The organism is Bacillus sp. ISL-77 (genome assembly GCF_018613105.1).
In genome coordinates, this window is sequence record NZ_JAGGQY010000037.1 from 48,602 (window position 1) to 60,611 (window position 12,010).

Genomic DNA, 12,010 nt, shown 5'->3' on the forward strand with positions numbered 1-12,010 from the left:
CGTGACTAATAAATCCTAGTAACGCTCGCTAATTAAGAGGGAATTTTCCGACAATTCAACAAAATATACCAAAATAAAAAATGTATGCTATAATATGTTCGTTGTGTACTTAGAAATATGTGCCTGTTTCTAAAATTTATTAATGGGGCATTATATTCATAGGGAGGGTCTTCATGTTATATCTGACCTTAATATTATGTTTTTTATGCTCCGTATTAATCACTCCAATCGTAAAAAAATTGGCTTTTAAATTAGGAGCAACGGACAGTCCTAATCAGCGTAAAGTACATGTTAAGATTATGCCTCGTTTAGGCGGACTGGCAATTTATATTAGTTTTCTCTTCGGTCTTTTAATCCTGCACCCAAGCAGTCCCTACCATGCAGCTATTGTTGCTGGTGGATTAATCATACTAGTTACCGGTATTTTAGATGATATCTTTGAATTATCGGCCAAAATAAAATTTACCTTACAAATTGTTTCTGCCCTGATCGTCGTGTTGTGGGGCGGGGTGGAAGTTGAATTTATTAACTTACCGTTTAATGGTTCCTTAGAATTTGGTATCTTTAGTATTCCAATTACTGTCATCTGGATTGTTGGCGTTACCAATGCAATCAATTTAATCGATGGACTTGATGGATTGGCAGCTGGTGTTTCCTCGATCGCCTTTATCACTATTTCCGGGATGGCGATTGTGATGGGAAATGGTTATGTAGTTGCCATGGGGACAATCCTGCTTGCGAGTACGTTAGGCTTTCTACTATATAATTTTCACCCTGCAAAAATTTTTATGGGAGATTCTGGGGCACTCTTCCTTGGCTACATGATCTCAGTTCTAGCCTTGCTCGGTTTTAAAAATGTAGCCTTGATCTCGTTTGTTGTTCCAATCATTATTTTAGGTGTTCCGATTTCAGATACTTTTTTTGCAATCATCCGTCGTATTTACAATAAGAAATCATTATCAGCACCAGATAAATCTCATTTACACCATTGTTTACTAGAACTAGGTTTTACGCATCGAGAAACGGTTCTGTTAATTTATGCTATGAGTGCGATGTTTGGTCTTGCTGCCTTTATTTTTACCATTACAACAGTATGGGGCTCAATTTTAATTATTACTCTAATATTACTGGCAATTGAATTATTTGTTGAAACGATTGGTTTAATTAATAAAAATTACCGGCCGCTCCTCCGAATCATGGGGATTTTGAGAAACAAATAAATCTAATAGAATATTTACTATATTAAAAGGGTAGATCACAACAGAGTAAGTCGTTGTGATCTACCCTTTTATTATTTTCTTTTAATTAATATTTATGCAAATAAAAACCCGGATCTCATCTGATCCGGGTCTGTTCTTATTTACCGTCCGTTGTACTGGCCGTAATTTTTCTATTGAGGTGTGTCTTAAGTGTTGATTTTGTTTCCTCTAAGGCCGTTTCATCAAGTTGATAATAGTAAACACGATCAATATATGAATCGGACCCTTTTAGTGATAGTGATTCAACATCGATTCCACTACCAGCCTGGATATAGCTAATAAACGATTTCATTTGGTCAAACGTTAAGTCTGTTGACATATTCTTTCCAACAGCTTCCATCACATCTGTGTAATTAGAAATAGACTTTATTGATGAACCTTTTGAAAGGATGGCTTTAAAGATCTGCTGCTGGCGCTGTCCTCTTTGAATATCACTATCCATTTTCCTTGTCCGTGCAAACGCAAGCGCTTGTTCACCATCTAATTCTTGTACGCCTTTTTTCAAGGTTATCGCTTTCGCATGGTCCTGGGAATCTTGTTCAGAAAATGTGAATGGAACGTCTACTTTCACACCATCTAGCGCATTAATAACGTCAATAAAAGCGTTAAAATTCATTTTTACATAATAATCGACTGGTACATCAAGCAATTCTTCGACTGTTTCAAGCGTAAGTTTCACGCCGCCATAAGCATGGGCATGAGTAATTTTTGTATAAATATCCTTCTCAGGGATGTGAACGTATGAATCACGTGGGATACTCAATAGCTTAATAGATTTTTCTTTCTTATTAAAAGTAGCCAGCATCAAGGCATCTGAACGAGAACTGCCATTTGATTTTCTCTTTTCACTATCATCGACACCAATAAATAGTATCGATGTATTTTCAAGTTTTACATTGGCCTTTGCTTTGGTATCACGTTCAATTGGCTTGTAGGATTTATTCATCACTGATTCAGCCTTATTATACAAAAATCCGCCGTAAGCTGTTGCACCTATTATTAATAATAGAATGGGCATTACGAACCAAAGCAAGAGTCGTTTTCGTCTTAGTCTTCTCTTTACCTTACCCTTGTTATTATTTTTATACACCTGTCTATTGATAGACATAGATTGCCTCCTAGTAGTTTAAATAGAAAATTGTCAAGTTTTGTTGAAAATCTACTCTATTTTATAATATTTATTGAGATTGGTAAAATGAAATTTTTTTTACAATATGATTACTATTCTCAATAGGTAGGGAGGAAAGAAATTTCCTAGTTATCTAACTCAAGATAGGTAACCTCTCCAGCAGTAATATCGGCTTGTCCATTTGTCATTTCAATCATCCATTCTGTGAAAGCCGGTTGGTTTTCTTCTTCGACAAATACTTCAATTTCGACATTCTCCTGGTACTGGATATTTTTAAGGATATAGATGGACGATCGCAATTCATTTTCAATCTTGCCAAGCCAAGAATAATCAATTTTTACATGGCAGACCCGCATTAGCCTTCTTTCGACAATCCCAACTGCATCCAGGCCTTCCGACGTGGCTTTACCATAGGCACGAATTAAACCGCCTGCGCCTAATTTTATCCCGCCAAAATAGCGGGTAACGACCACCACTGTATCCTTCAGCTTTCTTTTTTTCAAAACTTCTAGGATTGGAACGCCGGCTGTACCACTTGGTTCGCCGTCATCATTGGCTTTCTGAATTTGGTCGTGCTCGCCAATCAGATAGGCAGAACAGTTATGCGTGGCATCCCAATATTTTTTCTTCAATGTTTGAATGAACTCCTGGGCTTCCGCTTCCGATTCAGTTCTTTTGATGTGGGCAATAAATCTTGATTTTTGAATAATAATTTCATGTTCACCAGTTTGTTTTACTGTATGGTAACGAGGCAACATATTGCACACTCCTTCCTTAATTTCATCAGGGTGTAATATAACTTTAATATGGCAGTAAAGTTTCCGTGTTATAATAAAAAAGGTAAAAGTAGTGAAAACCTATTTTTATAGACAAAAAGAGATGCTACCATTATACTACTTTTTTACTTGAATCAAACGTACAACGTAAGTTCATATTCGCATATTGATAAAATTCAAGGTAAAATATGTTAAAAGGTAGTATGATGAATTTTGAAATCCAAAGATAATAAAATATCATTCACTGAAATTAGATTATTGTTTAGCTTTGCGTCTAGGCGCTTATTGCTTTTCTTATCGGAGGAATGTGTATGAAGCTTAAGCAGATTAATATGAAATCGATTGATGAAATTCGTGAAGAAATGATTGAAACTGTTACTTGCAGCAAAACCGACATCTTCCAGATAGGCGAGCAATGCCGTCAAGATTACGAAAATATGATCAATGAATTAGACAATATCAAGCAAATGATGAGCAAACTCATAAAAGAAGGCGAGAAGCTCGAGAAACAAGTCCTCGAGGCGCGGAGTATGCTCTCAGAAGTCAGTATGAATTTTAAAAATTACTCTGAAGAAGAAGTCCGAGATGCCTACGAAAAGGCCCATCAACTGCAAATGGATCTTTCGATTAATTGGCAGTATAAAAAGCAGCTTTTGGATAAACGGGCAGATCTGGAAAATCGTCTGGTCGGTTTAGATGAAACGATTGATCGTGCTGACCAGCTTATTTCGCAAATTTCCGTCGTGATGAATTACTTGACGAGTGATTTAAAACAGGTTGGTAAAGTCCTAGAACATGCGAAAGCCAAACAAGATTTTGGCTTAAAGATAATTGAAGCACAGGAAGAGGAACGCAAGCGGCTTTCAAGGGAGATTCACGATGGTCCCGCCCAAATGCTTGCCAATGTCATCATGCGCTCCGACTTAATCGAACGTGTTTATAGGGAAAAGGGCGCGGATGAGGCTTTTTCTGAGGTCAATAGCTTTAAAAAAATGGTCCGATCGGCACTTTATGAGGTCCGGCGAATTATTTATGACCTTCGTCCGATGGCATTGGATGATTTAGGTCTTGTCCCTACCCTCAGAAAATACTTACAAACCATCGAAGAATATCATAACCACTCAAAAATCGAGTTTGTGAATATAGGCCTAGAACGCCGGCTTCCTACTAAGTATGAAGTCGCACTCTTCCGGATGATCCAAGAATCGGTGCAAAATGCACTGAAGCATGCAAATGCCTGTGAAATCAAAGTCCGATTAGAAATAACCAATGCCTCAGTTACCGTCTTGATTAAGGACAATGGGGTCGGTTTTGATATCACGCAAAAGAAACCTGAGTCATTTGGCATGATAGGGATGCGCGAGCGTGTCGACCTGCTTGAAGGCGAAATTACCTTTGATTCAAAAATAGGCAAGGGAACCGCAGTACTCATTCGAGTTCCACTAATTAACTAAAAAACAAATGAACCTACCGCCAATGGAGAAAAACTTCGAAATTAGAAGGATTAGGGGGCGTAACAATTGATTACAAAAATTGTCATTATAGACGATCACCAACTATTTAGAGAAGGCGTTAAGAGAATACTAGAGTTTGAAAAATCGTTCCAAGTTGTTGCTGAAGGCGATGATGGCTGTGAAGCACTAAGATTAGTAGAAGAATTCCAACCCGACGTTGTCATCATGGATATTAACATGCCGCAAAAGAACGGGATCGAAGCAACTCGTGAGTTGGTTGAAAAATATCCGAAAACGAAGATTATTATCTTATCCATACATGATGATGAAAACTATGTGACCCATGCTTTACAGACGGGTGCACAAGGTTATCTATTAAAAGAAATGGATGCCGATGCCCTGATTGAAGCAGTGCGTGTTGTGGCGGATGGCGGTTCCTATCTACATCCAAAGGTCACACATAATTTGGTGAACGAATATCGCAAACTTGCTGCGGGTGTGGCCCGTGGCGGCGGAGGCTATATGCCAACAATGGAAATTCGCCGTCCATTGCATTTATTGACCCGACGTGAGTGCGAAGTACTCCAAATGCTTGCCGATGGAAAAAGCAACCGTGGTATCGGCGAAGCTTTATTTATCAGTGAAAAAACAGTCAAAAACCATGTCTCAAACATTTTACAAAAAATGAATGTCAACGACCGTACCCAAGCAGTGGTTGTTGCGATTAAAAATGGCTGGGTAGAAGTAAAGTAAGATTTTAATAAAATAGTAAAGGGCATACTTCACGGTATGCTCTTTTTGTTTTTTGCGAAGTAATGCAATTTAGCTCTATTTCATATAAAATAGTAAAATCAATATAGTGGTTATATAGATAAGGATGGTATTTTTTTATGAAGACAGCCGTTGTCACGGATAGTACTGCGTATATCCCAAAGGATGTACGAGATAAATGGAATATACATATGATCCCGTTAAATGTCATCTTCGGTAACGAGGTTTACCAGGAAGAAATTGATATATCTTGGAGTCAGTTTTACGATGAGGTGAAGACAAAAGCGCTGCCGACTACCTCTCAGCCGCCAATTGGCCAATTTGTCGAGCTATTTGAAAACCTTTCAAAGGAATATGATGCCGTCATCTGTGTTCACCTATCAAGTGGGATCAGCGGCACTTTCCAAGGGGCTAACGCAGCGAGTACGATGGTTGAAGGCATCGCCGTTTACCCATTTGATTCAGAAATCAGCTGCATGGTTCAAGGCTTTTACGCGATCGAGGCAGCTAAGATGGCATCCCGAGGCGAGGACGCTGCTTCCATTATGGAACGCTTAGAAGAATTGAAAAAAACGGCTCGTGCCTATTTCATGGTAGACGATTTACAGCATCTGCAGCGAGGCGGCCGCCTTTCAAGTGCACAGGCTTTTATCGGGAGCCTCCTCCAGGTTAAACCACTGCTTCATTTTGACAACAAGGTGATTGTTCCGTTTGAAAAGATCCGCACCCGGAAAAAAGCGATGAATCGAATGGTCGATTTGCTAAGTGAGGATGTGTCAGGTGGCAGCGAATATCAAGCCGTTATTATTCATGCCAATCGCGAAGAAGACGCCAAGGAGTGGCGCGATGAACTGGCTGCCAAGTATCCAAACGTTGAATTCTCGATAGGCTACTTCGGTGCAGTGATCGGTACCCACCTCGGCGAAGGATCCATGGGCCTAGGCTGGATAAAAAATTAGAAAAGTAAGCAAGTTACCATTCCGTCCTTTCGGCCGGAATGGTTTTTAATTTTAAGGGGTTGGTGGGAAATTGCGGTTTGGCGGAATCATCAGAGGAATCGGCGGAAAAGGTTGTGAAGTCGGCGGAATCCATCGGCAGAGTTCCAGGAGTAAAATGCCCAGGGAATAGGCTCGAGACCATTAAAAAAAGGTAATTAAAAGGGGTTTGGCGGAATCATCAGGGGAATCGGCGGAAAAAGTTGTGAAGTCGGCGGAATTCGTACGAAGAATGGCGGAATAACTCCAGAAGTTCGCGGAATCCAGGACCAAATTGGCGGAATCCATTGGCAGAGACCAAGGAGTAAAATGCCCAGGGAATAGGCTCGAGACCATTAAAAGAAGGTAATTAAAAGGGGTTTGGCGGAATCATCAGGGGAATCGGCGGAAAAGGTTCCGAAGTCGGCGGAATCCATACGAAGAATGGCGGAATAACTCCAGAAGTCGGCGGAATTTCAGCCCAAATTGGCGGAATCCATCGGCAGAGATCCAGGAGTAAAATGACCAGGGAATAGGCTCGAGACCATTAAAAAAGGTAATTAAAAGGGGTTTGGCGGAATCATCAGAGGAATCGGCGGAAAAAGTTCCGAAGTCGGCGGAATCTGTACGAAGATTGGCGGAATAACTTCAGAAGTTGGCGGAATCCCGGCCCTATTCGGCGGAATCCCCTAGCAACAATAGAAAGACACCAGACCGTCACATATCCACAAAAAATATAAAAACCTTCGATAAATTAGCAGGAATTTCTCCTTTCTTTGAAGAAATCTTCCAAAAAAGAAAAAGGAGCTGACGAATGAATTGATCATGAAAGAATTAACTCCTCCGCAAAGACTATTCTTAACCCAAATCGTAAAAATAAGACTAATACTCGGTCACAGCAAATATCAAGAAATTGAAAGAGACCTAGCCAAACGGTGGGCTGGTTATTGGGGCGAAATTGCCTTAGCAAACTACGTTAAAGAACTTCCACATGATAAATACCTCATCTTCCATGACCTCCAACTCCAAATCAACGGCATTCACTTTCAAATCGACACACTTCTCCTCTCACAAAACTACATCCTCATCATCGAAGCAAAAAACATCGCAGGCACATTAACTTTTGATAATGTCTTCAAGCAGCTAATTCGTACCCATGAAGATGGAACAGAAGAATCATTCGAGGACCCGCGCGTTCAATGCCAACGACTGCAATCCCTCTTACGCAATTGGCTGGTCAAAAACGGCTGCAATCTTCTCCCGGTAGACACCCTTGTTTTTTTCAAAAGTACCAGTACGATCTTGAAAACTAACTCTGGAGACAAAACAGATTTTAGCAAAGTATGCAAGGGAAGAGACCTTTTTAATAAAATCGAATCAATGGAACAACAATATCATCAAGAAAGGATAGACACCGATACATTGACTAAGATCGGAAAATTGCTCTTAAGTCAACACAGTCCAAAACCAATCGATATCTTAAAAGAATACAATCTTACCGAAAAAGATATCCGCAGTGGTGTTTGTTGCCCAGATGATAATTGTAATTATATTCCAATGAATTTCAAAAGGGGAAAATGGAGTTGTCCCGCTTGCCATACCTCTTCAAAAGATGCCATTCTAAAGAGCCTCAGTCACTATTTCTACCTATACAAGCCAACGATGACCAATCTAGAATTGAGAAACTATTTGCATCTTCCATCCCCTGATACCACTCAAAAAGTGGTCCATAGATTAAACCTGCAAACAACAGGCAAAACAAAAGATCGTCTCTATTATCTGAATCCAGAGAGGGTGTCCTCATGCGTTTTGTTATAAAAAATAAACTCCTGATTCCAAGCATCAAAGACGTTGACTCACTCCCAATTACGCACATCACCAGCATCCCGCAGCCGCAGCTAAGTCCAAACTTCCAATACAATCCTGATCTTCAGCAGCTTCTCACAGGCAAACAACTCCTCCTAGAAGATATCCCCTTCCCATTGGAAGAAGTGCATGCACATTACGAAAATGGCTATGTCACCTACCGTAAAGGAATCGAGTACAACGGAAAAAAGCCCATATGCTCCCGGTGCGAAAATAAGGACTCACAGCATTTTGCATCTTACCCATGCTCACGATGTGGCGAAACCTGTCTCTATTGCCGCCATTGCATCATGATGGGAAGAATTAGCGAATGCACGCCGCTCATTGGTTGGAATGGCCCGGTACCTGACACCCATCTTCCTTCAAAAATCAAATATTGGCAGGGGACCCTCTCAAAGGGACAGCAAGAAGCATCAGATCATGTATTTGAGGCCATTCAACAAAATCAAGAGCACTTAGTTTGGGCCGTATGCGGGGCAGGGAAAACCGAGGTCCTATTCGCTGGAATTGAAGCCGCACTTGCTGCTAAAAAAAGAATCTGCATTGCCACACCGCGAACGGATGTCGTCTTAGAGCTCACACCTAGACTAAAAGCCGCCTTCCCGGAAATAAAAGTTGCTTCTCTTTACGGCGGAAGTGAGGACCGTCATCTCTATACTCCGCTCACGATTGCGACCACCCACCAGCTGCTCCGCTTCTACAATGCCTTTGATGCGATCATTTTAGACGAAGTCGATGCCTTTCCTTATACAGTTGAGGAATCCCTCCAGTATGCAGCCATCCAGGCGAGAAAGCCATCATCGGCCATGATTTACCTGACCGCCACGCCCAATGAAAAATGGCAAAGGGAATGCCGTACAGGGAAACGAGCATTCACCACGATCCCCGCTCGTTTCCATCGCCATCCGCTCCCGGTCCCCGACTTTGTATGGTGTGGCAACTGGCAAAAGCAGTTGCAAAAAAATAAATTGCCACCGAACGTCCTCCGCTGGATTTCGGCGCGGATTCAAGCAAATAAACAAGCCTTAGTCTTCTTTCCGCATATCCCTTTGATGGAAAAAGCCCTCCCCATCCTGCGCCAATTTGATTCAACTATAGAAGCTGTCCATGCCGAAGACCCTGACCGCAAAGAAAAGGTGCAAAAAATGCGTTCGAAAGAAATTCCTTTGCTGTTAACGACAACTATTCTTGAGCGAGGAGTAACTTTTCCTAATATCGATGTCGCTGTGGTTGGGTCCGAAGATGCCATTTTTACAGAGAGTGCCCTCGTCCAAATTGCCGGAAGAGCGGGGAGGAGTAAGGTTCATCCTGATGGGGTGGTGACCTATTTTCATTATGGAAAAACGGAAGAGATGTTAAAGGCAAGAAAGCAAATCGTCTCGATGAACCGGGAAGGTATTAAAAGGGGCTTGCTCAATCATTAAAAAGAGAGAGGGGCATTGGAAATGAATTTCCCCATCCAAAACCGATGTCTAAACTGTCACGAAGTAATCCTGCCAAGCATTGGCTGGAGAGCCATTTTCTCCGTAGATAAAGAACAGCTTATTTGCCAAGCCTGTGAAGGGAAGTTAGAAAAAATTGAAGGCGATCAATGTCGAATCTGCAGCAGGCCATTTGGCAACATAGATATGAAATTTCGTAGAGGTGATTTGTGCCATGATTGTTTCCGATGGGAGGAAGATCCCGAATGGCAGGGATACCTTGAGAAGAACCATTCCCTGTTCCTCTACAATGATTTTTTAAAAGAAGTGATCGCAAAGTTTAAATTTCGCGGCGATTATGTACTAGCGAGAATCTTTTCGGAATTGCTCAAGCAGAAGTTGACCGAGATCGCTCCCAATCTATTTATACCTATTCCCTTAAGTGAAGAGCGGCTATATGAGCGGGGCTTCAACCAGGCAGCGGCCATCCTAGCAGAAGCAGGCTTTCACCCCGAAAATGTGCTCAGCCGAATCCATTCAGAAAAGCAATCTAAAAAATCTAGGTCCGAGCGGATTCATCTCTCACAAGTCTTTCAGGTCAACCCTAATGTTGACTTAGCAGGAAAAAAGGTCATCCTGATTGATGATATCTATACAACTGGCTCAACACTACGGCATGCAGCAAAACTTTTAAAAGTAGCCGGTGCTGCGAGCATTCAATCGTTGACACTTGCTCGTTAGCTTACATACGCTTCTCCCAATCGGTGCGCAACCAGGGATGGAGTTAAGGCGTGGACCCCTGTCAAGGGACCCACCCGCCCCTATCACATTAAAATCCCATCTTTAACGCCTTTTGTGCATTTTCAATGTCATGACCAAGTAACAGACCCAAATCATATGCAGGATAGTAGCCATGCTTATGCATATATTTAAAAATACGCTCATGGCCGTGAATAGCAACGAGCAGTTGATCTGTAAATGTCTTTCGTAGAGCAGGTGTCGCCGTTTCCGTAATCGCCACGGAAAGATTCCTCACCAAAGCTTTTGAAAGGCCCAGCAAATCACCGGCAAAAAAGCCTGCATCCTCCCGCACATCTTCCTCATCCCTCGCTTGATGGCCCGCAGCAGATGGATAAAACTTAAGTAAAGCTCTCAGGTTCCCTTCGAGGTCATGAATACACTTTTTATAAAGTTCCTTTAACTCAGTGTCAGTTATTTTCTTCATCGACATTTTCAGTTTCATTAGCCCAACGGATTGAAAAGCAACCATTTCGTGCAATTCCAATGTCTCATGCCAGGCCAGTAATTTTCTATCCTCTTGCTCCATTCTCGAAATCCTCCATTTCGCGATAACATCCATTTAACCTATTCTTTGAGCAATTCACTGGAAAGTTGTCCCACTAAAGATTACAATAAAATTGAACAACCATTCATTTTAGTGAATATTACCTATCTGTGTCAAAGGGCGTACAAAACATGTCACTATATTCCCTTTGATTTTGTCAATAAATCGACAAAATTTTTGTTCTGATTTAGCAGGATAATCATAGGGTAAAATAGAAATGTTATTACATAGCCTTAACTAAAGGAGGAATCCACAAATGAAATATAACGTTCGTGGTGAAAACATTGAGGTAACTCCAGCAATTAGAGAGTATGTTGAAAAGAAAATCGCTAAATTGGAACGCTATTTTACTGAAGCGCCTGATGCAAAGGTAAATGTGAATCTAAGATTCAATCAAGATAAAACTTCTAAAGTAGAGGTGACCATCCCGCTACCGCAACTAGTCCTTCGTGCTGAAGAAACAAATGTTGACATGTATGCTGGGATTGACTTGATTACTGACAAACTAGAGCGCCAAATTCGAAAACACAAAACAAAGGTTAACCGTAAATTCCGAGAAAAAGGCGACTTTCCTGTTACATTTGCATCAACTGAAAACACAGAAGTTCATGAATTAGACGAAGACGAATTAGAATTAGTGCGTACAAAGCGCTTTGACCTTAAACCAATGGACAGTGAAGAAGCCATCCTGCAAATGAACATGCTAGGTCATAGCTTCTATGTATTCACAAATGCAGATTCACATCGTACCAATGTTGTTTATAAGCGCAGAGACGGCCGCTACGGCTTAATCGAAGCACATTAAGTAAATACGAAAAGCGAACGCTGCTCCTTAACGGGGCAGCGTTTTTTGAGCTCGGAAAGGGTCTACGTGACCGAAAAGAGTAAAGAACAGAGGATTGGGTAACGTAGAAAGGGTCTACGTGACCAAGAAGAGTAAAGAACAGAGAAACGGGTAACGTAGAAAGGGTCTACGTGACCGTGAAGAGTAAAGAGCAGAGAAACGGGTCACGTA

General features: G+C 41.3%; 11 protein-coding genes. 8 read left to right on the forward strand and 3 right to left on the reverse strand.

Annotated features, from left to right (window positions below):
- The first annotated feature begins 173 nt into the window (after positions 1 to 173).
- Positions 174 to 1,220 carry a glycosyltransferase family 4 protein gene (locus J7E77_RS15175; RefSeq protein ID WP_214715447.1) on the forward strand — a complete coding sequence of 349 codons (1,047 nt, stop codon included), beginning with the start codon at positions 174 to 176 and terminating at the stop codon, positions 1,218 to 1,220.
- Between the two features lie 136 nt (positions 1,221 to 1,356).
- On the opposite strand, the gene J7E77_RS15180 is transcribed toward J7E77_RS15175, so the two are convergent.
- Both J7E77_RS15180 and J7E77_RS15185 read right to left on the reverse strand, forming a co-directional pair.
- Positions 1,357 to 2,367, reverse strand: coding sequence for an LCP family protein (locus J7E77_RS15180; protein WP_214715448.1), 1,011 nt, complete (start codon positions 2,365 to 2,367; stop codon positions 1,357 to 1,359).
- 146 nt (positions 2,368 to 2,513) lie between these two features.
- Positions 2,514 to 3,146 (reverse strand): YigZ family protein, encoded by a 633-nt coding sequence (locus J7E77_RS15185; RefSeq protein WP_214715449.1) that lies wholly within the window; start codon positions 3,144 to 3,146, stop codon positions 2,514 to 2,516.
- 329 nt (positions 3,147 to 3,475) lie between these two features.
- On the opposite strand from J7E77_RS15185, the gene J7E77_RS15190 reads away from it, so the two are divergent.
- The 6 genes from J7E77_RS15190 to J7E77_RS15215 all read left to right on the forward strand — a co-directional run bounded on the left by J7E77_RS15190 (position 3,476) and on the right by J7E77_RS15215 (position 10,391).
- On the forward strand, positions 3,476 to 4,618 hold the full coding sequence (locus J7E77_RS15190) for a sensor histidine kinase (RefSeq protein ID WP_214715451.1): 1,143 nt from the start codon (positions 3,476 to 3,478) through the stop codon (positions 4,616 to 4,618).
- Between the two features lie 69 nt (positions 4,619 to 4,687).
- Positions 4,688 to 5,371: a response regulator gene (locus tag J7E77_RS15195; RefSeq protein ID WP_179196042.1), complete on the forward strand. Its 684-nt coding sequence runs from the start codon at positions 4,688 to 4,690 to the stop codon at positions 5,369 to 5,371.
- A 137-nt stretch (positions 5,372 to 5,508) separates the two neighbouring features.
- A complete protein-coding gene (locus J7E77_RS15200) occupies positions 5,509 to 6,348 on the forward strand; it encodes a DegV family protein (protein WP_214715453.1) in 840 nt (279 codons plus the stop codon).
- A gap of 840 nt (positions 6,349 to 7,188) precedes the next feature.
- Positions 7,189 to 8,181 (forward strand): nuclease-related domain-containing protein, encoded by a 993-nt coding sequence (locus J7E77_RS15205; RefSeq protein WP_251028080.1) that lies wholly within the window; start codon positions 7,189 to 7,191, stop codon positions 8,179 to 8,181.
- Positions 8,166 to 9,653: an ATP-dependent helicase ComFA gene (locus J7E77_RS15210; protein ID WP_214715455.1), complete on the forward strand. Its 1,488-nt coding sequence runs from the start codon at positions 8,166 to 8,168 to the stop codon at positions 9,651 to 9,653. Before J7E77_RS15205 ends, J7E77_RS15210 begins: the two co-directional genes overlap by 16 nt.
- Positions 9,654 to 9,674: 21 nt before the next feature.
- Positions 9,675 to 10,391 carry a ComFC family protein gene (locus J7E77_RS15215; protein ID WP_214715456.1) on the forward strand — a complete coding sequence of 239 codons (717 nt, stop codon included), beginning with the start codon at positions 9,675 to 9,677 and terminating at the stop codon, positions 10,389 to 10,391.
- 88 nt (positions 10,392 to 10,479) lie between these two features.
- Here J7E77_RS15215 and J7E77_RS15220 read toward each other — a convergent pair whose 3' ends face one another.
- Positions 10,480 to 10,977 (reverse strand): spore coat protein, encoded by a 498-nt coding sequence (locus tag J7E77_RS15220; RefSeq protein WP_214715457.1) that lies wholly within the window; start codon positions 10,975 to 10,977, stop codon positions 10,480 to 10,482.
- A 274-nt stretch (positions 10,978 to 11,251) separates the two neighbouring features.
- Between J7E77_RS15220 and hpf the strand changes: the two genes are divergently transcribed.
- Positions 11,252 to 11,800 (forward strand): ribosome hibernation-promoting factor, HPF/YfiA family, encoded by a 549-nt coding sequence (hpf, locus tag J7E77_RS15225; RefSeq protein WP_214715459.1) that lies wholly within the window; start codon positions 11,252 to 11,254, stop codon positions 11,798 to 11,800.
- The last annotated feature ends 210 nt before the right edge of the window (positions 11,801 to 12,010 follow it).

Coding starts and splice junctions, on each gene's coding strand:
- J7E77_RS15175 (WP_214715447.1), top strand. CDS start 174: ATGTTATATCTGACCTTAATATTATGTTTTTTATGCTCCGTATTAATC.
- J7E77_RS15180 (WP_214715448.1), bottom strand. CDS start 2,367: ATGTCTATCAATAGACAGGTGTATAAAAATAATAACAAGGGTAAGGTA.
- J7E77_RS15185 (WP_214715449.1), bottom strand. CDS start 3,146: ATGTTGCCTCGTTACCATACAGTAAAACAAACTGGTGAACATGAAATT.
- J7E77_RS15190 (WP_214715451.1), top strand. CDS start 3,476: ATGAAGCTTAAGCAGATTAATATGAAATCGATTGATGAAATTCGTGAA.
- J7E77_RS15200 (WP_214715453.1), top strand. CDS start 5,509: ATGAAGACAGCCGTTGTCACGGATAGTACTGCGTATATCCCAAAGGAT.
- J7E77_RS15205 (WP_251028080.1), top strand. CDS start 7,189: ATGAAAGAATTAACTCCTCCGCAAAGACTATTCTTAACCCAAATCGTA.
- J7E77_RS15210 (WP_214715455.1), top strand. CDS start 8,166: ATGCGTTTTGTTATAAAAAATAAACTCCTGATTCCAAGCATCAAAGAC.
- J7E77_RS15215 (WP_214715456.1), top strand. CDS start 9,675: ATGAATTTCCCCATCCAAAACCGATGTCTAAACTGTCACGAAGTAATC.
- J7E77_RS15220 (WP_214715457.1), bottom strand. CDS start 10,977: ATGGAGCAAGAGGATAGAAAATTACTGGCCTGGCATGAGACATTGGAA.
- hpf (WP_214715459.1), top strand. CDS start 11,252: ATGAAATATAACGTTCGTGGTGAAAACATTGAGGTAACTCCAGCAATT.